The organism is Streptomyces acidicola, assembly GCF_009377235.1.
GTDB classification, from domain to species: Bacteria; Actinomycetota; Actinomycetes; order Streptomycetales; family Streptomycetaceae; genus Streptomyces; species Streptomyces acidicola.
Genome location: NZ_VMNX01000165.1, coordinates 1 through 21,511 on the forward strand (window position 1 = coordinate 1; position 21,511 = coordinate 21,511).

15 protein-coding genes, 1 tRNA gene and 2 pseudogenes are annotated in these 21,511 nt (G+C 70.7%); 9 read left to right on the top strand and 9 right to left on the bottom strand.

Annotation, left to right across the window (positions count from 1 at the left end):
• Together FPZ41_RS32270 and FPZ41_RS32275 are read left to right on the top strand one after the other, a co-directional pair.
• Positions 1-1,330: FtsX-like permease family protein (locus tag FPZ41_RS32270; RefSeq protein WP_152867162.1), on the top strand; the 1,330-nt coding region annotated here is incomplete at its 5' end.
• A 103-nt stretch (positions 1,331-1,433) separates the two neighbouring features.
• A complete protein-coding gene (locus FPZ41_RS32275) occupies positions 1,434-2,390 on the top strand; it encodes an ABC transporter ATP-binding protein (protein ID WP_152867163.1) in 957 nt (318 codons plus the stop codon).
• A gap of 84 nt (positions 2,391-2,474) precedes the next feature.
• On the opposite strand, the gene FPZ41_RS32280 is transcribed toward FPZ41_RS32275, so the two are convergent.
• From FPZ41_RS32280 to FPZ41_RS32315, 7 genes are all read right to left on the bottom strand, one after another.
• On the bottom strand, positions 2,475-3,167 hold the full coding sequence (locus FPZ41_RS32280; RefSeq protein ID WP_152867164.1) for a hypothetical protein: 693 nt from the start codon (positions 3,165-3,167) through the stop codon (positions 2,475-2,477).
• Positions 3,164-3,574, bottom strand: coding sequence for an acyl-CoA thioesterase (locus tag FPZ41_RS32285; RefSeq protein ID WP_152867165.1), 411 nt, complete (start codon positions 3,572-3,574; stop codon positions 3,164-3,166). Before FPZ41_RS32285 ends, FPZ41_RS32280 begins: the two co-directional genes overlap by 4 nt.
• Before the next feature lie 2 nt (positions 3,575-3,576).
• Positions 3,577-5,241 (bottom strand): energy-dependent translational throttle protein EttA, encoded by a 1,665-nt coding sequence (gene ettA, locus FPZ41_RS32290; RefSeq protein WP_152867166.1) that lies wholly within the window; start codon positions 5,239-5,241, stop codon positions 3,577-3,579.
• A 254-nt stretch (positions 5,242-5,495) separates the two neighbouring features.
• On the bottom strand, positions 5,496-6,926 hold the full coding sequence (locus FPZ41_RS32300; protein WP_407698847.1) for a TQXA domain-containing protein: 1,431 nt from the start codon (positions 6,924-6,926) through the stop codon (positions 5,496-5,498).
• 263 nt (positions 6,927-7,189) lie between these two features.
• Entirely contained in the window at positions 7,190-7,669 is a 480-nt protein-coding gene (locus tag FPZ41_RS32305; RefSeq protein ID WP_152867176.1) for a single-stranded DNA-binding protein, read from the bottom strand.
• 281 nt (positions 7,670-7,950) lie between these two features.
• A complete protein-coding gene (locus FPZ41_RS32310) occupies positions 7,951-9,819 on the bottom strand; it encodes a GTPase (RefSeq protein WP_407698848.1) in 1,869 nt (622 codons plus the stop codon).
• Between the two features lie 362 nt (positions 9,820-10,181).
• Positions 10,182-11,816 carry a dynamin family protein gene (locus FPZ41_RS32315; RefSeq protein ID WP_322621000.1) on the bottom strand — a complete coding sequence of 545 codons (1,635 nt, stop codon included), beginning with the start codon at positions 11,814-11,816 and terminating at the stop codon, positions 10,182-10,184.
• A gap of 310 nt (positions 11,817-12,126) precedes the next feature.
• Between FPZ41_RS32315 and FPZ41_RS32320 the strand changes: the two genes are divergently transcribed.
• The 7 genes and pseudogenes from FPZ41_RS32320 (at position 12,127) to FPZ41_RS32350 (ending at position 17,724) form a co-directional block, all read left to right on the top strand.
• Positions 12,127-12,199, top strand: a tRNA-Arg gene (locus FPZ41_RS32320).
• Positions 12,200-12,307: 108 nt separating this feature from the next.
• Positions 12,308-12,776 (top strand): annotated as a pseudogene (locus FPZ41_RS32325) (hypothetical protein); the annotation flags it as partial.
• A gap of 724 nt (positions 12,777-13,500) precedes the next feature.
• A complete protein-coding gene (locus FPZ41_RS32330; protein WP_152867169.1) occupies positions 13,501-13,680 on the top strand; it encodes a chaplin in 180 nt (59 codons plus the stop codon).
• Between the two features lie 1,387 nt (positions 13,681-15,067).
• Entirely contained in the window at positions 15,068-15,367 is a 300-nt protein-coding gene (locus FPZ41_RS32335) for a WXG100 family type VII secretion target (RefSeq protein WP_152867170.1), read from the top strand.
• A 69-nt stretch (positions 15,368-15,436) separates the two neighbouring features.
• On the top strand, positions 15,437-15,733 hold the full coding sequence (locus FPZ41_RS32340) for a hypothetical protein (RefSeq protein ID WP_152867171.1): 297 nt from the start codon (positions 15,437-15,439) through the stop codon (positions 15,731-15,733).
• A 31-nt stretch (positions 15,734-15,764) separates the two neighbouring features.
• A complete protein-coding gene (locus tag FPZ41_RS32345; protein ID WP_152867172.1) occupies positions 15,765-16,463 on the top strand; it encodes a hypothetical protein in 699 nt (232 codons plus the stop codon).
• A gap of 10 nt (positions 16,464-16,473) precedes the next feature.
• Positions 16,474-17,724, top strand: a complete 1,251-nt coding sequence (locus tag FPZ41_RS32350; RefSeq protein WP_152867173.1) for a hypothetical protein — start codon at positions 16,474-16,476, stop codon at positions 17,722-17,724.
• A 76-nt stretch (positions 17,725-17,800) separates the two neighbouring features.
• Here the strand turns inward: FPZ41_RS32350 and FPZ41_RS50410 are convergent, their stop codons facing one another.
• Both FPZ41_RS50410 and FPZ41_RS50415 read right to left on the bottom strand, forming a co-directional pair.
• Positions 17,801-19,426: an FtsK/SpoIIIE domain-containing protein gene (locus FPZ41_RS50410; protein WP_407698849.1), complete on the bottom strand. Its 1,626-nt coding sequence runs from the start codon at positions 19,424-19,426 to the stop codon at positions 17,801-17,803.
• A 375-nt stretch (positions 19,427-19,801) separates the two neighbouring features.
• Positions 19,802-21,457: pseudogene (locus tag FPZ41_RS50415) on the bottom strand (FtsK/SpoIIIE domain-containing protein); the annotation flags it as partial.
• Between the last annotated feature and the right edge of the window lie 54 nt (positions 21,458-21,511).

Sequence of the window (21,511 nt, forward strand, 5' to 3'; positions counted from 1 at the left end):
GGCTTCGGGGGCGTCGGGGGCTTCGGGCGATCACCTGGTCTCCCTGGCACCCGTGTTGGTGGGGATCATCGCCGCGCTGGTGCTGGTGCGGCTGTATCCGCTGCCGTTGCGCCGGCTGGCGCGCCGTGTGGGGCGGCTGCGGGGCGCGGTCGGGTACCTGTCGCTGGCCCGCGCCGGCCGTACCCCCGTCTCCGCGGTGCTCCCTCTGCTCGCCCTGCTGACCGCCCTCACCACCGCCGCCTTCGGTGGCTCGGTCCTCGCGGGCGTCGCCGACGTACGCGACCGTGCGGCGCTGTCCTCGACCGGCGCGGACGCGCGCGTCGAGGCACTGCAAGCACTTCCCGCCGCGCTGCCGGATCAGGTCCGCCGGAGCCCCGGAGTGCGGGAGGTCAGCCCGGTGAACATCGCGTACAACGTGACCCCGGACGACGGTACGCAACCGGTGACGCTGGTCGGCGTCGACCCGCACTCGTACGCGTCGCTGGCACGCCGGACCGCTCTCGGCACGTTCCCGGAGGCTGTACTGAAGCCGTCGGGCTCGCCTCGGTCGGACGTCCTGCCCGCCCTCGCGTCCCCGTCCCTCGCCGACCGCTTCGGAACCCGGCCCTTCTCCGTACGGCTGGACGACGGCAGCCTCGTCGGCCTCCGGATCACCCTGGTGCGCGAGACCACTCCGGCCGCGCCGGGCGGGGACTTCCTGGTGGTGGACCGCGCCCGGCTCCCCGGCCTCCCCGAGCCCACCGCCGGAGAGACCGGCCCGACCACGCTGCTGGTGACCGGCTCCCGCCTGGACGGTGCCGCGCTGCGCGCACTGACCGGCGGGAACGCCGACGTCCGCCTGCGGTCGGAGGCCCGGGCACGCTACGTCGACTCGCCCCTCCAGGCCGGCGCCGAACACGTCTACACGGCGGCGGTGGCGGCGGGCGCCGGTTACGCGACCCTGGCCCTGCTGCTGACCCTGATCCGCTCCGCCCCCGAACGCACCGCGCTCCTGGCCCGTCTGCGCACCATGGGCCTGACCCGGGCCCAGGGCCGCCGTCTGCTGATCCTGGAGTCCCTGCCGCAGTCCCTGACGGCCGCGCTGGGCGGCACCCTCGCGGGGTGGGCCACCGTCCGCCTCCTCTCCCCCGGCATCGACCTGACGACGGTCGCGCTCGCGACGGCGACGGACTCCGCACCGGCCGGCGCCCACCTGCGCACGGATCCGTGGTCCCTGTTGGTCCCGGCCCTCGCCGTCGTGATCCTGACGACCGGCATCGCGGCAGCCCAGGCGTGGTGGACCGGGAGACGGAGTTCGGTGAGGGAGCTGAGGGTGGGGGATCCCCGATGACGGACAGCGGCGGCCGTGCCTGCACATATTGGGCCGGCGAGCACGGGAGCCCCTCGCACCATCACCGCTGGAGTCACCCCACGACCGCTGAGGGAGTCGTCCCATGAACAGTACGGGCCCCACCTTCGCCGACCTCGCCCACCGCGCGGCGGCCCGCCGGGACCGCCCCGCCTACGGCCACGACGCGCTGATCACCTGTGACCGCCTGGTCCGGATCTTCTCCACGGACGGCGTGGAGGTGCAGGCGCTCCAGGGCCTCGACCTCCTCGTCCGCGAGGGCGAACTGATGGCCCTGGTGGGCTCGTCCGGCAGCGGCAAGTCGACGCTGATGAACATCCTGGCCGGCCTCGACACCCCCTCCGCCGGAGCGGCCCGCGTCGCCGGCCACGACCTGCTCACGATGACCGCCAAGGACCGCCTCCGCTACCGCCGGGAGATCGTCGGCTTCGTCTGGCAGCAGACCTCCCGCAACCTCCTGCCCTATCTGACGGCTGCCCAGAACGTGGCCCTGCCCATGCAGCTGAGCGGGGCCCGCACCCGCCGCCAGGACCGTTCCGAACGTGCCCTGGAACTCCTGGAGTTGCTGGAGGTCGCCGACTGCCGCGACCGCCGGCCCCAGGAAATGTCGGGCGGTCAGCAGCAGCGCGTGGCGATCGCGGTCGCCCTGGCCAATGCGCCGAAAGTGCTGCTGGCCGACGAACCCACCGGCGAACTCGACTCCCACACCGGCGAACAGATCTTCGCCGCCTTCCGCACGGCCAACGAACACCTGGGCACAACCATCGTGATCGTCACCCACGACCAGACCGTGGCGGGCGAGGTCCGGCGCACGGTGGCCATCCGCGACGGCCGCACCTCGACGGAGGTCCTGCGCCGCACCGAGATCGACGCGGCCACCGGTCAGGAGGCTGTCGTCGCCCGCGAGTACGCCACACTCGACCGGGCCGGCCGGCTCCAACTCCCCGCCGAGTACACGGAAGCCCTCGGCATGCGCGACCGCGTCGCCCTGGAACTGGAACGGGACCACATCGGCGTCTGGCCGGACGACAGCGAATCATGAGCAGAGCACACGAAACACCGGTTGATCAGCACACCCAGTGATCAGGACACCGGGTGATCACCCGGTGATCAGCACAGCCGGTCATCAGCGCACGGTGACGCCCAGAGCCCCGAGTCCCGCCCTGCGCACGGCGACCGACCCGTACGGTGTGCGCAGCCTCAGCCACGCCCCGGACGAGAACAGCTTCAGCGGCTCCTCGCCGGGCCGCTCGGCCGACCGTGCGGGGCGCAGGAAGCCGAGCCCCTGCGCCGCGTGCGCGGCCCGTACCGGAAGGCTGGTGTCGCCGATCGGCCGGGACCATATCTCCCGCCCGATCTTGTCGAGCTCGGCCCGAGTCCGCCGCTCCGGTGCCAGCTCCTGTGTGCGAGACCGGAATTCGGCCACGGCGGCGGCGATCATCGCCCGTACCGCGTCCGGTGCCGGCAGCCCCGGCTCCGCTCGCCAGCCGCCGCGCGGAGGAAGCACCCCCGCCCACGGCGGCCCGGTGACCGCGGCCGGAACCACCATGGTGGCCGCCGGCTCGTCGATGGCGTCCAGGAGTTCACCCGCGGACACGGTCGAGTCGAGCGTGACGTCGAGCCCGTTCTCGTACGGCTTCGCGAGCCGTACCGCCCGGATCGCGAGGACCTCGAACGACGGCGGGCGGCCGAACACCGCGAGTGTCGTCCCGGTGCCCTTCAGGCGCACCGCGGCCGCCCGGTCGTAGTGGATCAGCCGTCCGAGGAAGGCGGCGAGATCCGCCGCCTCCCCCTCGTCGGCGAGGTGAAGCACCGTCATGCCGCGACGGCCTCGTCCTCGTCGTCCATGTACTCCTCCAGGAACTCCCGCTCCTCGGAGGTGATCCGGCGCGGCCGCTGCGCCTCGAAGTCGAACGGCACTATCACCGTCGAGGCCCGGACGTAGACCTGGTCCGCGTCCTTGACCTCGTAGGTGAGCGTGAACGAGGCCGCCCGTACCTCTGTCACCCACAGCTCGATGTCCACCGGCGTGTGCCGGTGAACCAACTGCCGCTTGTAGTCGATCTCGTGGCGCGCCACCACGGACCCCTGCTTGAAGTCCTTCTCCGGGCGGAACAGGAAGTCGATACGGGCTTCCTCCAGGTAGCGGAGGAAGACCACGTTGTTGATGTGGCCGTACGCGTCCATGTCCGCCCAGCGCAGCGGGCAGCGGTAGATGTGCCGCAAGATCAGCCCCGGGTCAGCTTCTTGTAGGTGGCGCGGTGCGGACGGGCCGCGTCCGGGCCGAGCCGCTCGATCTTGTTCTTCTCGTACGACTCGAAGTTGCCCTCGAACCAGAACCACCTGGATTCGCCCTCGTAGGCGAGGATGTGCGTCGCCACGCGGTCCAGGAACCAGCGGTCGTGGGAGACGACCACGGCGCAGCCGGGGAACTCCAGCAGCGCGTTCTCCAGGGAGGACAGGGTCTCCACGTCGAGGTCGTTGGTCGGCTCGTCGAGGAGCAGCAGGTTGCCGCCCTGCTTCAGGGTGAGCGCCAGGTTCAGACGGTTGCGCTCACCGCCGGAGAGCACCCCGGCCGGCTTCTGCTGGTCCGGGCCCTTGAAGCCGAACGCGGAGACGTAGGCGCGCGAGGGCATCTCGACCTGGCCGACGTTGATGTAGTCCAGCTCGTCGGAGACGACGGCCCACAGCGTCTTCTTGGGGTCGATGTTCTCGCGGCTCTGGTCGACGTAGGAGATCTTGACGGTCTCGCCGACCTTGATCGTTCCGGAGTCGGGCTGCTCCAGACCCTGGATCATCTTGAACAGGGTGGTCTTGCCCGCGCCGTTCGGGCCGATGACGCCGACGATGCCGTTGCGCGGCAGCGTGAACGACAGGTCGTCGATCAGCACCTTCTCACCGAAGGCCTTGTTGAGGTTGTTGACCTCGACGACCACGCTTCCCAGGCGCGGACCCGGCGGGATCTGGATCTCCTCGAAGTCCAGCTTCCGCATCTTCTCGGCCTCGGCGGCCATCTCCTCGTAGCGGGCCAGACGCGCCTTGGACTTGGCCTGCCGCCCCTTGGCGTTGGAGCGGACCCACTCCAGCTCCTCCTTGAGGCGCTTGGCGCGCTTGGCGTCCTTCTGGCCCTCGACCTTGAGGCGGGTCTGCTTGGTCTCCAGGTACGTGGAGTAGTTGCCCTCGTAGCCGATGGCGCGGCCGCGGTCGAGCTCCAGGATCCATCCGGCCACGTTGTCCAGGAAGTACCTGTCGTGGGTGATGGCCACGACCGTGCCCTTGTACTGGGCGAGGTGCTGCTCCAGCCAGTTCACGGACTCGGCGTCGAGGTGGTTGGTGGGCTCGTCGAGGAGCAGCAGATCAGGCGCTTCCAGGAGGAGCTTGCACAGCGCGACGCGGCGCTTCTCACCACCGGAGAGGTTGGTGACGGGCCAGTCGCCGGGCGGGCAGCCCAGGGCGTCCATGGCCTGCTCCAGCTGGGCGTCCAGGTCCCACGCCTCCGCGTGGTCCAGCTCCTCCTGGAGCTTGCCCATCTCCTCCAGCAGCGCGTCCGAGTAGTCGGTCGCCATCTGCTCGGCGATCTCGTTGAACCGGTCGAGCTTGCCCTTGATCTCGGCGACACCCTCCTGGACGTTCTCCAGGACGTTCTTCTCGTCGTTCAGCGGGGGCTCCTGCAGCAGGATGCCGACGCTGTAGCCGGGCGAGAGGAAGGCGTCACCGTTCGACGGCTGCTCAAGGCCGGCCATGATCTTCAGGACGGTCGACTTACCGGCACCGTTCGGACCGACCACACCGATCTTCGCGCCGGGCAGGAAGTTCAGCGAGACGTCGTCAAGGATCACCTTGTCGCCGTGAGCCTTGCGCGTCTTGCGCATGGTGTAGATGTACTCAGCCAAGAGAAACCGTCCGGCAGCTTGAAATCTGGCAGTGGGCAGTACCACCCATCTTGCCGCACGGCCAGCCCTCGACGGAAACCGGATGGTAGCGGGGATGCAGGGGCCACGAGGGCGGCCGTCGCGGGCGGAAGACGCGGCCCCGGGCGCCTGGGAGGCGCACCGGGGCCGCGTCGTTCTCGTGGGTCACCGCACGGTCACTCACTGTTGAGTTGCCAAGGATCAGTCCCGCTCAGTCGCTCCCGCTGAGGTTCTCCTCACTCCTGCGGGGGCGTCTTCTTCTTGCGGACCATGAGCATCGCCCCGCCGCCGACCACGACCATGACGATCGCTATGCCCGCGATCAGCAGGGTCGCGCTGGAGCTGCCCGTCTCGGCGAGGTCCGTGCCCGTGGTGGACGCGATGCCTGCCGTCGCGGGGCTCGGCTCGCTGAGCGTCTGGACCGAGTCGCCGCCTTCGGCCGCCTCGGTATCGGTCGCGCAGTCGAGCACGCCCGTGATCCGCTTCTCGAAGCCGTTCGGTCCCCTGATCGTGAAGTCGTACGCCTGGTCCTCCTGCAGCGGGATCGTCACCGTCTCGGTCGTGTCGGCGTCGATCGTGTACCTGATGCCCATGAGCTCGAAAGTGAAGGGTTCATCCCCCTCGTTGGCCGCTGTGATGTCCACGCCGCCCGCGGTGCAGTTCTTCTCGGCGGACAGCGCGGGTATCGCTCCCTTCCCCGCCCAGTTCGCACTCGCCACGGCGGAGACCGTCGACTCGCTGGAGCCCGCGAGGATCTGCGTCTGGCTGCGAGTTTCGGAGGCGAAGGCACGGCCGACGGGGACGGTGGTGGAGGCCTGCAGGGTCAGTTCGGCCGAGCCGGCCGCCGCGTCCTCGGGCACCGCGAAGTACAGTCGGCTGCCATTGCCCGCGGAGGTCACGGCCCTGCCGGTCTCGTCGACGATCTTCACCCCGTCCGCCATCGCCGCCGCGGGCGGCGTGACCGTCACGGAGTCCGCGTTGGTGTGCACCGTGACCGGACCGAGCCGCTCGCCGACGCGACCGGAGATCGCCGGCGGGTCGAGCGTCAGCGATGCCTCGGGCTCCGCCAGGTTCCGCGCGCTCTTCTGCAGGTAGTCCGCGAGCTTCTCCGCCTGCGGGTTGGCGGCCTCCACGTCGGCGCCGTCCGAGTAGCGCCAGATGGCCACCTGAGTGCCGGCCGCGGCGTCCTGCTCGGTGAGGCCGGCGGCCCCGGCCTTCTTGGCGAGTGCCGCGAGGTCGTTGACCTGCGGGTAGGAGTTCTGGAGGATCCAGCGGATCTTGCCCGCGTCCTTGTTGTCGCTCAGCGACGTGCCGCTCCACGGGGTCTCGTGGTACCTGGCGTCCTGCTGCGTCGGGTTGTACAGATCGACACAGTAGGTCTGCAGCATGCCGCCGCCCTCGACGGACATCTCGAACAGGCCCGCGGAGACCGGCTGTTCCTCGCCGTCCTCACGGATCACAGCGGCCCCGTAGGTCTTCAGGCCGGTTATCGTCGCGGTCGCGCCGCCGGGACCCTGCGGAGTCTCCCCGGCGACGGCCGTGCCCGCGCCGGCGAGCGCACCCGCCACGACGAGCCCGGACACCAGTGTCGCGGCCGCGAGGCGAGCGGCTGCCGGCCGCCGGCCTGTTCGCCTGCGAGCGGACAACGCAGAGAACACAGAAAGCACAGAATTCCCCTTCGAGCAGGACCCGTTGGCAGGTGGGGGTGGGGTCCCACGACAGCATCATCAGACCCGTGGGCTGTCCCGGCATCCTAGGGAGACGGCACGCCGCTCTCCCCTGTCATCTCGTCGGATAACCGATCCGACTCGTAATCGTTATCGCTCACACAGTCTTTGAGCTGCGCTTATCCACACTTTCTCCGGGACTCTTCGCCACGCATTCGTCGATAAGCCGCAGCCCGGTCAGGTCGGTCGATCACCTACTGACGTCACGTCACCCCTGCTGGCTCCGGCTGCGGTTGGGACGAGGGATCGGGCCGACTCGCGGGCGGTGTCTCCCAGTTGGGCTCGGGCCGGGAGGAGGCCGGGGCCGTCGCTGCCGTGTCTCCCCTTGATGCGCGACGGAAGGCGGACGTGCCGCGCGCGAGATCGTGGCCGATCGCCACCGCGTCGATGTCCGCCCAGGTGCGGCTCTCGCCCTGCTCGGTCCGCTCGGTCCGCACCCTCAGCCGCCCCTGGACCACCACCGGATCGCCCAGCGACACGGACGAGGCCACGTTCGCCGCGAGCGTCCGCCTGGCCCACACCGTGAAGAAGTTGGTGTGACCGTCCGTCCACTCGTTCCTCTCCCGGTCCAGGTACCGCGACGTCACCGCCAGCCGGAACCGGGCCGAGGTGCCCGTGGCTGTCTCCTTGCACACCGGCTGGGTGGCCACGTTGCCCACCACACACAGCGCCGTCTCGTTCATCGCGAACCCCTTCTTCGTCCCGGCGCCCACGCCGGGTGGATACGCGTACGGGCCCGTCCCGTACGGCTGCGTCTGCCGCGGTGACCGCGTTCGCCGTGGTCGCCGCGAGATCAGACTGCCTCCGTCGGGCCGGGCCCGCCGAGCGCTGTGCACAACCCCTGTCCTGTGGACAACTCCGTCACCCGAAAGGGCTAACTCCCCCTGTCCGGCAGGCCTTTCCCTCTCACCGCACGGCCCTCACCGCACGCCCCCTCACCACAGGGCCCTCATGGCACGGCCCCTCACCGCACGGCCACGGTGGTGCCCAGCACCTGGCCGTACTGCTCTCGCACCTCCCGGTACCGCAGAAGTTCCGCCGCCACCGGATCCAGCACCTGCGCCCGCCCGCACCCGGCGGCGGCCTCCCGCAGTTTTCGTTCCGCTTCGAGCCCGTACCGCCGGGCCGGGCCGCGCGCCGCCAGCCTGCTGCTCAACTCGACGCCCGGACCGCCGACGATGCCCATCGACATCAGCAGCACCGGCGCGCCGATGTTGGGCGGCATGACCCCGATGATCTGCGCCACCAGCCAGAGCCCCCCGATGACCTGGAGGATCGTCATGGACGCCTGGGCGAGCACGGCGACCGGCCACCAGCCCGGCCGGGGCGGCCTGCCCTGCGGTGTCCCGGCCCGTCCCGCCAGCTCGTCCAGGGCCTCGGGCAGCCCTTGGGCACCGCGCACGGCCGCCTCGCGCACGGCCTGGGCCCAGGGTGCGGGCAGCCCGGAGACGGCCCGTTCGGACACGGTGCGCACGGCCTGTTCGACGCGTTGACGCGCGGTGGCCTCCTCGTCCACGGGTGCACGGAGGCCACGTCCGGTCGGGAGTTCGCTGTAGTCCTGGAACCACCGCCACAGCCGCAGCCAGGGCGTCCCACACGCGCGGTTCGCGTTGCGCAGCCACGCGCGCTCGGCCGCCTCACCCGCCGCGGTGGCGCCCACGGCGTCCGCGAGCCTGTCGGCGAACTCGTCGCGGGCCTCCTCGCTGAGCCCGGTACGCAGCCCGGTCGAGTACACGGACCGCAGACGCCACGCGGCCGCGTCCAGGTCGGCGGAGATACGGCGGCCCGCGGCGCCCCGCTCGGCCACGAACTGGCCCAGCGCCTCCCGCAGCTCCCCGACGCCGTCCCCGGTGAGCGCGGACAGCGCGAGCACGGTCGCGCCCCGTTCGCCGTAGTCCCCGAGCGGGATCCCGTCCTCGTCGAGCAGCCTCCGCAGATCGTTGAGGACCTGGTGGGCGGCCTCCCCCGGGAGCCGGTCCACCTGGTTGAGGACGACGAACATGACCTCGGCGTGCCCCGCCATGGGCCGCAGATAGCGCTCGTGGAGGACGGCGTCGGCGTACTTCTCCGGGTCGACGACCCAGATGACCGCGTCCACGAGCGCCAGAACGCGGTCCACCTGCTCGCGGTGCTGCACGGCCGCGGAGTCGTGATCGGGCAGGTCGACCAGTACGAGCCCGCGCAGCTGCGACGCGTCCGGACTCTGGATCGGGCGCCTGCGGAGCCGTCCCGGGATGCCGAGCCGGTCGATGAGCGTGGCCGCGCCGTCGCTCCAGCTGCACGCGATGGGTGCGGCCGTCGTGGGCCTGCGGACGCCGGTCTCCGAGATGGTCACTCCGGCGAGCGCGTTGAAGAGCATCGACTTGCCGCTGCCGGTGGCGCCCGCGATGGCGACGACCGTGTGCTGCCCGGAGAGCTTGCGCCGTGCCGCCGCCTCGTCCAGGACACGGCCGGCCTCGGCGAGCGTCCTGCTGTCCAGCCGCGTCCGGGAGAGCCCCACCAGCTCGCGCAGCGCGTCGAGCCGCGACCGCAGCGGCCCGTCGTACGTGAGAGGTGTCACCGCCGGCGTGCCGGAGAGCCTCGTTTCCATGACCGCGGCCTGCTCGGCGGCTTCCTCCTCGGACACGCGCCGGGCGATCAGGCCGTCGTCCCAGTCGTCGCTCGCGAGTTCGTCGCCTGCGGGTTCGTCGCTCGCGGGTTCGTCGTCGCGGTCCGCTGAAGCGGGTGGGCGGGTGTCCGTAGGGGGCTGGGTACGGGCTCTTGAGCGGACCTTCCTGCGGAACTTCTCCAGCACGGAGTCGTCGTCCCGTGCGGGCGAGTCGTCGTCCTTCACGCGCGCGCGGGTGTGGTTCTCGTCCTCTTCGGGGCCGGCGTTTTCAGGACCTGCCTTCTTAGGGCCTGTGTTCTTAGGGCCTGCGTTCTCACCGGTGCTCTCGCCCGACGGTCGCCCCGCGGAGGCGCCCTCTACAGGACGTCCGTTTTCTGAAGCGCCCTCCACAGGGGCGGTGTTTCCGGGATCGCCATCCTCGGATGCCCGCTTGGGAGCCATCTTGGATGCCTCCTCGGGGGATGTGCCGGGGGATGTGCCGGGGTCTTTGCTGGTGGCTTTGCCGGAAGACTCGCCGGCGCCCCCGGAGCCCTCGCCCCCGGTGTGGTCGGCGTGATCCGTGCGGTCAGTGACGGCAGTCACCGCGGTCACCTCTCCTTCTGCAGTACGGACAGCGCGGCGATGAGTTCGGCCTGGGGCTCCGGGTGTACGTCGAGCGCGTCGAGCGGGGCGAGGCACCGCTCACGCTCGGCGTACAGCGCCTTGTCGAGGTACTCGGTGAGCAGCTTCCCGCCCCGGTCGCGCAGCCGGAGCGCCCTCTGCGCACTGATCCGCTCGGCGAGCCCCTCCCCCGCGGACCGCGCCCGGCGGCCGCCCAGGAGGACGGTGGCCACGAGCGCCGCCACGACCTCGGCGTCCGGGGCGACGCTCCGGTCGAGGTCGCGCACCTCTTCCTCGGCGTACTCCTCCAGGACGCGCCGCCAGCGCCGTACGGCCGTCCCGATGCGGTGCTCCGCGCCGTCGAGCACCGCGTCGCCGCCGGCCAGCCCGGGCGCCTTCGCGGCCGGTTCGCGCCGCCAGACCTCCTCGACACGCTCGTCGGCGGCCGTGACGGCGCACAGGAGCAGCGCGCAGAGGCTCTCTACGAGGGCGTCGAGGAGTTCACCGGCGGTGCAGTCGAGCGGATAGCTGCGCCATCGTTTGAGCGCGTCCCCGGCAAGCACAGCCCCGGCCTGCAAACGCGTCCTCACGCGCGCGTGCTCGCTGTCGTACGCCGCGTCGACGGCCGCGGTGAGCCGGAGGGCGGCGGCGTACTGGGCGGCGGCCGCACTGGCCAGCTCGGGCATGCGCGCCCTCAGCGAGTCGAGGACTCCGTGGGCCGTACGGGCCATCACCTGCTCCCGGGCGCCCGGATCGGTCACCTGGTGGATGAGCCAGGTGCGCAGCGGTGCGACGGCGGTGGCCGGCAGCAGCCCGCCGCCCCAGGCGGACTCGGGCAGCTCGGGCACGGTGAACCGGGGCACCTCGCCGAGCCCGGCCTTGGTGAGCAGCGCCCCGTACTGCCGTGACACCTCGGCCACCACCTGGTGGGGCACCCGGTCGAGAACGGTCACGAGCGTCGCCTTGTGCTCCTTTGCGGTACGCAGCAGATGCCACGGCACCGCGTCGGCGTAGCGGGAGGCCGTGGTGACCATGACCCAGATGTCGGCCGCGGAGATCAGCTCGGCGGCCAGGACGCGGCTCTCGGCGATCAGGGAGTCGACGTCGGGCGCGTCGAGGAGCGCGAGCCCGGGCGGGAGTGTCTCGGTGGTCTCGATCCGCAGGACCCGCTCGTTCTTCCTGCCCATGAGGGAGGGATCGGTGCCCCTGCCCAGGAGGAAGGGCTCGTTCCCCGGCTCCTGATGGGGCACCCGCGCGCGCGTGAGGTTGGGCAGCACTCGCATCCCGGTGAACCAGTGATGGTCCTCGGGGTGGCACACCAGCACGGGGTTACGTGTCGTGGGCCGCAGTACGCCCGCCTCACTCACCCGCCGGCCCACCAGCGAATTGACGAGTGTCGACTTCCCGGCCCCCGTGGATCCACCCACGACGGCCAGCAACGGTGCTTCGGGCTCCCTCAGCCGGGGCACCAAGTAGTCGTCGAGCTGTGCGAGCAGTTCGTCGCGGTTGGCACGCGCCCGTGGGGCCCCGGCCAGGGGCAGCGGAAAGCGCACGGCGGCGACACGATCGCGCAGCGCGGAGAGTGCGTCGAGCAGCTGAGGCCGTACGTCCAAGGTCACCACATGCGAAGAATGCCCAATTTTACGGCCATTCGGAAGCATATGAGCATGTCAGCGCGCCGACAGAACACAAGGGACGGAAGGGACTAGTGGGACGCAGGCATAACGAGTACACAACACCCGATGCCCGAGACGCCAAAAGCGGTGCACGATTCGTACCTGCCTGCGATTATCAGGACCGCTTCACCGAACCTCCACATTGAGCCACGGAGGCGAAGCAACAGGGACAAGGACCGGGGAGCCCTATCCTTGTCCCCGGCAACGTCACGGATCAGCCCACACCCGGGCACCACGACACAGGCCACCACACCTGGCCCCCGTAGCTCAGTGGATAGAGCAGGCGCCTTCTAAGCGCTTGGCCGCAGGTTCGAGTCCTGCCGGGGGCGCAAACAGCCTCTCACCTGCGCGTTCAGGGGAGGGTTCTTTCACGCTCCCCCTGCGCAGCGGTATTTAGCCAAGCGCCTTCCCCTCTTCGGGAATCGGCATACCGTCGGATGCATCCCCCTGGAGATGACCACCGCATCCCCGGGGGCACCGTCATTCGCGTACTCGAACAGAGATGGGAGACCGCTCTCAAAGCCGAGGGCGTCCGCGTCGTCGAGCACAAGGCGTGGCGCACCCACAACCGGAACTCCAAAGGCCCACGGGGCCCAGTCAACCTGGTGATGATCCACCACACCGTCACCTTCGGCACCAGCGCCTCCTCGAAGATCTGCCGCGACGGCTACAACGGTCTGCCCGGCCCGCTCTGCCACGACGTCATAGCGAAGGACGGCACCGTGCATCTACCCCTGGCCGAAGGAGCAGCTGGAAGCCATCGAGCGCGTGAGCGCGGCGATCTGCCGGGCCCACGGGTGGACCGAGCGCTCCGTCATCGGCCACCTGGAGTGGCAACCGGGCAAGGTCGACCCCAGCGACTTCGGCATGGACCGGATGCGCCTCCAGATCCGCGACCGGCTCAAGCCCGGCGTCACCTGCACCGTGCGCCAGGGCGACACCCTCTGGGTCATCGCGACCTCCAAGCTCGGCGACGGCGGGCGGTGGCGTGAGATCGCTGAGCTCAACGGGCTCAAGAACGCCGACGCCATCACGCCCGGCCAGGAACTCAAGCTCCCCAAGAAGTGAGGACCGCGATGAAGATCTCGAACTAGTGGAAGGCGATCGCCGCCGCTCTCGCCGCTGGGGCCGGAGCCCTGTCAACGGCGATGGGTGACGGCCAGGTGACCAGCGCCGGGGCATCACCGTTGCGGCCGCGATGCTCAGGGCACTCGGCATCACCTACTGGGTGCCGAACCGGGAGCCCAAGGGCCCGTCGTGACTGCGGCTCCGGACCCGACGGCCAACGTCGCGGTCGACTTCGCTCAGCTGCGAGGGGAGATCAACACGGGGTTGGAGTCCGCCAAGGGCACGTTGGGCATCCTTGTCGAGCGCACGACCCGCACGGACGCAGACGCCCCCGCCAGCTGCGCATCGATATGGAGGCCGAGGTCGTGTGGATTATCGGACGGACCAGGGGAAGATGCCCGCGTTCGTTCACCCATTCGGCCGTCTGGGCGCGGTCCGAGCACCGTTCGCGTGATCCCTGGCCGCCGCTCAGCCGACGCCAGGTGGCCGCCGCGTTGATCGCGGTTTCCCCTTCTCTTAATGGGACCACGACAGGCGATCCCTCATAAGAGAAAGGTCTGACATGCGCATTCGCACCATCCTGGCCGCCACGGCGCTGACCATAGCGGCTTTCGCAGGCACGGCAGGCTCAGCGCTGGCCGACGACAACAACCAGTTCTGTGGCAACACCGTCAACCTACTCGCCATTCCTATCAACCTGCTCTCCAACCAGAACGTGGTCTGCGTGGCCGGTGAGCGATAACTCCGGTTGACAGGACACCCTGCGTCCTTGAACACCACTCCGCGGCCCCAGCTCCCGAACCGACCTGGGCTGCCTCGGGACGCGGAACCAAACGAAGGCGCCTAACCGGTCAGCCTGAACCCCCGCCGCCTTCGTGCGGCGGGGGCTTTCTCGCGTCCAGGGGGTGGTATGGGCGGGTTCCAGCGGTGTGGCAACACGTGATCGTGTTAGGCGGCCGCGAGCAGTGTGGGGAGACGCTCGGCTGATCAGGCACTCCGGTGGGCACTGGCACCCGTACAGCAAGACGAGTTGGTAACACGTTGAAGCCCCCTGCCGCTGGCGCCGCCGATCGCTGGCAGCAGGAAGGCCGCACGCTACCCCCGAGGCAGGCGGCTGGTGGCCCGCCGTCGATTTCCTCCCCGGCACCCGGCGGCGGGCCACTCCAGCCTGGCGGGCACCCTTCAGGGCACTCGTGCGGGTTGCGCGCAGGCCGGTGCACGGTCGGGATCCTCGCGCGAGGTACTCATCCGTCCAGATGACGGAACCGTGCACAGTCCTGCCGGGGGCGCCTATTTTTGCAGGCCAGGGAGCCTCTTCATGCCATCGCAAGATCACTTGAGGTGGATTGTTCGGCACCTCATGCGGGGCTTTCGCCCTGCATTGCACCCCGCTTTTGGGTTCTGAGTCCCCGATGTGCCCCGGCCACGCAGTCGTTCGTTGGCCACCGTTTCGGCGCGGAAGCCCAGTTCGCCTTCGCGGGCCGCTGCCCGTGCCGTCTCCTCCGTCTCGGTCCTGACGGACTGCCCGGCCTCGCGAAACTCCCACGGAGCGGGCCACGGCGCGGCGAAGAAGGCCACGAGGTCGGTGAGTGCCTGTCGGACCGCGGCAAGCCCACCGCGGTCGGCCGGGAGTGACATGTCGGCGGCCATGGCGGTCAGTTCCGTCACCGTGGCCTTGGTCGCGGTGGTCGCCTCGGACAGTTCACGGACCCGTTGGTCGCGTTGGACGCGGCCCCGTGCGCGGCGCTGAGGGGCGAAGCGCCCCGCGGCAGGCAGGTCTCCTGCGGGGCGCCGGCCGCGGGGTCAGGGCCGGCCGGTGAGGCCATTGATCTGCTTGTCGTTGTTGATCATTTCCTCGGTGATCTCGCTACCCCGGCACCGCGTACTCCGGACCCCCGATCAGATCCCCGTATCGGTCTGCTGCCCCTCGGTGAGGGAACGTCACTCACGGTCCACCGAAGAGCCTGTCACCGGACAAGGAAGCCTGGTCCCAGGCCTGATCACGGCGTCGGCCCCCTCCTTTCGTCACCGTTCCGCAACAGGCATGAACCGCCCCGCCGGGTGCCCCGTAGAGCCCGGTGTACGCGGCTCAGCAACCGCGGCGACCCGAAACGAGAGAAGGAACCGACATGGCCGGCGGCAACATCAGGATCAGCCCGGACGAGATGCGGGAGGCGTCGACCTGGCTGCAGAACCAGAAGGAACTGATGCAGCAGAGCCTCCACGAGGCCAACACCAAGATGGAGGAGATGGTCGAGGCGGCCTACGCGACGCCGGGCTCCGAGACCAAGTTCCGTCCGTTCTGGGAGGAGTACAAGAGCGGCACCGAAAAGGCGATCGAGGGCCTGCAGGGCGTCAGCGAGTTCATCAAGCAGGTCGCCGACGCGTTCGTCGACACCGACGACCAGACGGCCGGCTCCATCGGCTGACGTGCCCTCGTGTCCGGTCCCGCCCTTCTGCGGCGGGACCGGGCGGCGGCGGCCGGAGAGGAGGAACCGATGACCCGCATCAGCGTCCCCCTTGAGGACCTGGACGAGACGGTCAAGTCACTTGAGGACATCGGGGAGCGGATCGGCAACACCGCGCGGCTCAGCAGCGTCGGTTCGAAGGACGATGTGGGCGATTCGACGCTCGCCGACTCCCTCGCCGACTTCGACGACGCATGGGGGAGGGGCCACGAGAAGGTGCAGGACAACGTGAAGGTCTTCTCCGAGAACACGAAGAAGATCTCCGAGGCCTTCACGCAGACGGACGACGAGACCGGCAAGGCGCTGGACGACTCCAAGAAGGCCTGACGAGAGCCTGCTGGCAGAAGGGACATGCGTCATGACGCATCCGGTCACGGACCGGGCTACGGGGGCGCCCGCGCACTACAAGCTGCGCTACCCCGGCTCCTGGTGGTATCTGGACCTCGACCCGAGCACCCGGGACGCGTCCATCCGCCGCCGTATCGAGCACCAGGCGAAGGGGGTTCCGCAGCTCTCCCGCGAGCGGCTCGACGGCCTGATCCGCGACACCCGCCGGACCGCCCGCGAGGCCTACGCCCGGGGGGCGCTCCAGGCGGCGGGGATGGTCAGGTTCCCCGGCGGGAACGCGATGCTCAGCGCCACGTCCGTCGTGCTGCGGATGCCCGTGCCGGAGGACCAGTCGGCGGATCTGGCCGAGGTGCTGTTCGGGGCGGGCATGCAGGCCGGGGGGCCGCAGACCAGCGGGTACCCGCCGCGCGAAGTGGATCTGGTGGAGCTTGAGGACGTCGGACCGGTCGGGCGCATCGCCTCGATCGAGGACATCGACTACAAGGGCAGGCCGGTGCCCACGGCGCTGCTGCACACGCTGTTCCCGATCCCGAACCGCCGGGAATACCTGCTGGTCTCCAGCTCCACGCCCAATGTGGAGCTCAGGGACCAGTTCTTCGAGGTGTTCGACGCCATCGCGGGGACGCTGCGCTTCGTGGAAGTCAAGAGCAAGGGCACGGCTGTGCCGGCCGCACAAAGCCCGCAGGGCACGGACGAAAACGGAAAGTGAGGGCGCGGCAATGGCGCGGCCAGCGGTGTCCGACTGGGAGACGGTCTTCGGGTTCTCGGACGACCCGACGCCGGGCGATGCGGAGATGCTCGGGAAGCTCGCGAGCCAGTACCGGTCCGTCGCCGACGACGCGGACCAGGCGCTCCCCATCGTCAGCGGCCTGAAGAACAGCCAGATCGGCGAGGGCAAGGCCATGGAGAAACTCCGGGACAAGCTCGGGGACCTGGCCCATCAGGTGGAGAAGCTGCACAGTTCGTACGACAAGGCGGCCCGCGCGCTGGACACGTACGCCGACCAGCTGGGGGGCCATCAGCGCAAGGCCGACAACGCCCTGGTCGACGGACGGGACGCCAAGGAGCGGCTGCAGCGGGCCACCGATGCCGCCGCCGCGGCGGGTTCCGTGATCAGCGGTCTGGACGCGGCGGAGCCGCCCCCGCCGGACGACGAGGCGGCCCGGCGCAGTGCGCGGCAGGCCCTGGAGGATGCCCGCGGCGACCAGTCCGCGGCGCAGGGGGACGCCGACAGCGCCCAGCGGGATCTCGACGCCGCCCGCATGCTCGCCGAGGACGCGCGGGAGCTGCGCGAGACGGACGCCTCGACGGCGGCCCGCGCCCTGGACGAGGCAACGAGCGAGGCGGTTCCGGGCAAGAGTCTGTGGGAGAAGATCAAGGACGTCTTCAAGCAGGTGCTCGGCTTCATCAGCGCCGCCCTGGGCATCATCGCCATGCTCATCCCCGGATTGCAGGGCCTCGGGCTCATCCTGACGATCGCCAGTCTCGTCACCGCCGCCATCCCCTTCATCATGAACATCGTCGACAGCATTCAGTCGGGCGAGTGGGATGTGCTCGACATGGTCCTCAGCGGCCTGGGACTGGTGCTCGGCGGCGTCGGCCTGATCAAGATCGCCAAGATGGGCGGGCTCGCGACCACCCTCAAGAGCGTGAAGAACAACTTCGAAGCGATCCAGATCAACATCAAGACCGTGGTCCCGGCCATCAAGTCGTTCACCGGGTTCAAGGATCCGACCGACCTGGTCAGAAACTTGCTGTTGAACGTGCCCGGGTCAATGTTGAAGACACCGGACGTGCTGAAGCAGCTGCCGGGCCTCACCAACATCTGGGCGAGGTCGGCGGGGTGGATCGACAACAGTTCGAACCTCATCGGACTGGCCGGCCTCGCCTGGGCGATCAACGGGGCCGTCCCCCACGGGACGAAGGCCACAACGGTGCACGACCCCGGCTACGTGGAGGGATCGACCTGATCCGGGCCGCGTCCCGTCATGCGTGAGGGCTCCCTCCCCGGCCGTCGCCGGGGCGGGAGCCCTCTGCCGTGGGACCTCAGCTCCCGGCCGGCGGGAGCACCGTCTCCGGGACCTGGACGGTGCGCAGCACGCCGTCGCCCAGGTGCAGGATCGCCCGCCCCGGGCGGGTCGCGCCCAGGCGGCTGCGGGGCACCTTGACGCCGATCAGTTCGCCGTCGCTCATGTTCTGCGGCTTCAGCAGCAGACCGCACCGGTTGCGGCGGGCCTCGGTGTGCCAGCCGGAGAAGCCGGAGGAGAGCCGGTCGGTCTGCCCGGCGATCACCAGGCCCCGGCCGTTCTCGGCGCCGGACTTGGCGATCTGGGTGAGGACGGGCTCGGCCTTGGTCTTCAGCAGCAGGTCGGCGTCGTCCAGGATCACCACGGCCCCCTGCGGCGAGGACGCCAGCGCCTCCTCCAGCGCGGTGGGGTCGATGTCGGACTCGTCGAAGACCGCGAGGACCCCGGGCCGTCCGGCGAGTTGACGCAACGGCGACCTGGCGGGCGCGCCGACGACGACGGGCGTCCCGACCGACAGCAGCGACAGTGCCAGCGTCGCCAGGACGGTGCTGCGGCCGGAGCGGGCGGGTCCGGCGACGAGGAAGGTCGGCGTGACGGCGAAGTCCGGCCCGGACGCGGTGAGTTCGTCGCCGCCGACACCGGTCAGGGCCCACCGTGCGGACGGCAGCGGCTGCGGCACGTACCGGATCGCCTCCTCCCAGGTGAGCCGGTCCGGCAGGGTGTCGACGCGGAACGGCCGGGTGGTGTCCGGCAGATGGGCCGCCCGCTCGCGGCAGTACTCGGCGATCCTCTGGAGCGCCGCGGCCTGCGCCTGGCCCTCCGGGTTGTCCGTGAGGAGCGCGATCTGCACCTCCGCCTTGTCGGCGGCACGGAACGCGCGGCCCGGCGAGATCTCGTCGGGCACGTTGCGCTGGGTGATGCCGATCATCCCGTACTCGGACTTCTCGTTCAGCTTCAGCACGAGCTTGTCCTCGGTGGAGCCGTTGACCCGGCTGGAGAACAGCGCCCGGTCACCGGTCATCACCAGGTGGATGCCGACGCTCGCGCCGTCCCGGAGCAGGGTGAGCACGGAGTTCAGCAGGTTCCCGGAGTCGTACTCGCCGAGTTGCTTGTCGAAGACCTCCCACCGGTCGATGAACAGCAGGATGTGCGGCGGCCGTTCGGCCTCCGGCAGGGCGCGGCGGAGCTCCGGCAGGTCGGCGCTGCCGCGGGCGGCGAGCATCTCCTGGCGCCGGGTCAGCTCCCCGGTCAGCCGGGCGAGCAGCCGGGCCACCCGGTCGGGCTGGGTGCGCTGGGTGATGGCCCCGCAGTGCGGCAGCCCCTCGATGGGCAGCAGCGCGCCGTTGCCGCAGTCGATGCCGTACATGTGCAGCCGGTCCGGGGAATGGGCGGCGGCCAGGGTACCGGCGATGGTGCGCAGCGTCTGCGACCTGCCCTGCCGGGGCGAGCCGATGATGTGCAGGTGCCCGAGCGTCGCCGGGTCGATCACCAGGGGCAGCCGGGCCTGTTGTGCGGGCAGGTCCACCACGCCGTACGCGACGGGCGCGAGGTCGTAGTTGGAAGGCGGGGGCGCCGGCAGTTCGCCGGTGACCAGGACCTCGGGCAGCGGCGGGAGCCAGGGGCTGTGCTGCGTGGGGATGCCCATCTCCCGGTCCGCTTCGCGGATCGCCGTGACGAGCCCCGTGAGGTCGGTCTCCACCTCGGCGGGTACGGCCGCGCCGCGGGGCCGCGCCGGGAGCGGCTCGCCGAGCCGTTCCCAGCCGACCGTCACCGCCCAGGGTGCCGGCAGCGAGGTCGCCGCGGCACCGGGTCGGCGGCCGCCGACCCGTCCGGACTGGAACGGCACGAGGGAGTTCTGGCCCAGGCGCACATAGGCGCGACCGGGGGTGCTCTGCGAGATCCCTGCGGCCTCGGCGGAGTTGAGGACGTCCTGGCTCTCGCCGGCGTCCGTCACCCGGAGCGCGATGCGCAGGTTGGTGTTGGCGCGGATCTCCGAGGAGACGACGCCGCTGGGGCGCTGCGTCGCCAGGATCAGGTGGATGCCGAGGCTGCGGCCCCGCTGGGCGATGTTGACCAGGCCCTTCACGAAGTCCGGCAGATCGCGCACCATCGAGGCGAACTCGTCGATGACGATGAGCAGCCGGGGCATCGGCTCGCGGCCCGCCGGGGTGCGTTCCAGCAGCTCGACGTAATCCTCGATGTCCTTGGCGCCGGCCGCGGCGAGGATGTGCTCGCGCCGGGTGAGTTCCGCCGTCAGCGACACCAGGGCCCGCTCGACGAGGTGGGCGTCGAGGTCGGTGACCATGCCGACGGTGTGCGGCAGGTCCACGCAGTCCTTGAACGCGGAGCCGCCCTTGTAGTCGACCAGGACGAACGTCATCGCGTCGGGACGGTTCGCCACCGCGAGCGAGGCGACCAGCGTCTGGAGGAGTTCGGACTTGCCGGAACCGGTGGTGCCGGCGACCAGCCCGTGCGGGCCGTCGCGCCGCAGGTCCAGGTGGAACGGGCCGTCCAGGGAGACGCCGACGGCCGCCCGGGTCGAGCGGCCCCCGGCCGTCCAGCGCGCCCGGATGGCGGCGGCCTGCGGCGGGTCGAGGGCGAGGACGTCGAGCAGCCGCGCGGAGCCGGGAAGCACCGCGGCTTCCTCGTCGGCCCCGCCCGGGTCCCGCAGCGGGCCCATCGCGCGGGCCAGCGAACGGCACCAGTCCAGGGACACCGCGTCGGGCCGGACGCCCCCGACGGTGCCTCTCCCGGAGCGTCCCACCCGTACGGTTCCGCCGGACTCCTCGGCGACGACGGCGTGGCACTCCTCGGGCAGCAGCCGTTCCTCGGCGTCCAGGCAGACGGCGCGGACGCCGACGGCCGGTCCGTCGCGCAGGATCTGCGCCACGCCGGGCAGCGAACGCAGCCTGCGGGCTCCGTCGAGGATGACGAGCACGTCGGGCCCGGCGGGCCGGCTCCGCCGGTCCTCCCGTTTGGCGCGCTCGGCGATCAGCGCGGTGAGTTCGGCGACCCGCCGGGCGCAGGTCTCCGTGCCATAGCCGATGCTGGCCGGGGTGTCGCCGGACTTCTTGCGCACATGCGGCAGCCAGCGCAGCCAGGACCAGCCGTCCCGGCCCCGTTCACCGGTCGTCAGCAGATGGATCTGGAGGTCACGGGGGCTGTGCAGGACGGCGGCCTGGGCGACCGCCCAGCGCGCCACGGCGCGCGCGGCCGGGCCCTCGCCGGCGATGCCCAGGACGTCGTGCTCCCGCAGCGGAACGGTCACCGGGACGTCATAGGCGGTCCACCGGTCCTCGCGGCGGTGTTCGTCCTTCGTCGGGTCCTGGAGCACCACGTCGGAGGCGAGATCGGCGGTTCCGATGCGCAGTTCGAGGAAGTCGGCGTCGGAGGTACGGCGTTCCCACAGGCGGCGCCGGGGGCCGACAGCGGTCAGGACGACCTCGGCCGGGTCCGGGAAACCGCGGCGCCGGGCGGTGCGTTCGGCCGCCAGGGCCTGAGCCGCGTCGCCCTCGATACGCGCCTTCTTCTCCTCGTAGGCGGCGACGCTGTCGGAGTGGGACTGGCGCCCGGTGCGCCGGCTCATCAGGTAGTTGCCGATGATCGCGACCGGGGAGAGCAGCCCGAACAGCAGCATCCACAGACGGCCGAACACCAGCGCCCCGGCCACCGCCATCACCAGCGGGGCCGCCGCGGTGATCCACGGGAGCGGCCGGGCGCCGGGCGGGGC

Excerpts from the sequence above, each read along its gene's own strand:
- FPZ41_RS32280 (WP_152867164.1), bottom strand. The coding sequence starts at position 3,167 with ATGACGGTGCTTCACCTCGCCGACGAGGGGGAGGCGGCGGATCTCGCC.
- FPZ41_RS32275 (WP_152867163.1), top strand. The coding sequence starts at position 1,434 with ATGAACAGTACGGGCCCCACCTTCGCCGACCTCGCCCACCGCGCGGCG.
- FPZ41_RS32345 (WP_152867172.1), top strand. The coding sequence starts at position 15,765 with ATGACGCATCCGGTCACGGACCGGGCTACGGGGGCGCCCGCGCACTAC.
- FPZ41_RS32340 (WP_152867171.1), top strand. The coding sequence starts at position 15,437 with ATGACCCGCATCAGCGTCCCCCTTGAGGACCTGGACGAGACGGTCAAG.
- FPZ41_RS32330 (WP_152867169.1), top strand. The coding sequence starts at position 13,501 with ATGCGCATTCGCACCATCCTGGCCGCCACGGCGCTGACCATAGCGGCT.
- FPZ41_RS32305 (WP_152867176.1), bottom strand. The coding sequence starts at position 7,669 with ATGAACGAGACGGCGCTGTGTGTGGTGGGCAACGTGGCCACCCAGCCG.
- FPZ41_RS32350 (WP_152867173.1), top strand. The coding sequence starts at position 16,474 with ATGGCGCGGCCAGCGGTGTCCGACTGGGAGACGGTCTTCGGGTTCTCG.
- FPZ41_RS32335 (WP_152867170.1), top strand. The coding sequence starts at position 15,068 with ATGGCCGGCGGCAACATCAGGATCAGCCCGGACGAGATGCGGGAGGCG.
- FPZ41_RS50410 (WP_407698849.1), bottom strand. The coding sequence starts at position 19,426 with ATGGGCATCCCCACGCAGCACAGCCCCTGGCTCCCGCCGCTGCCCGAG.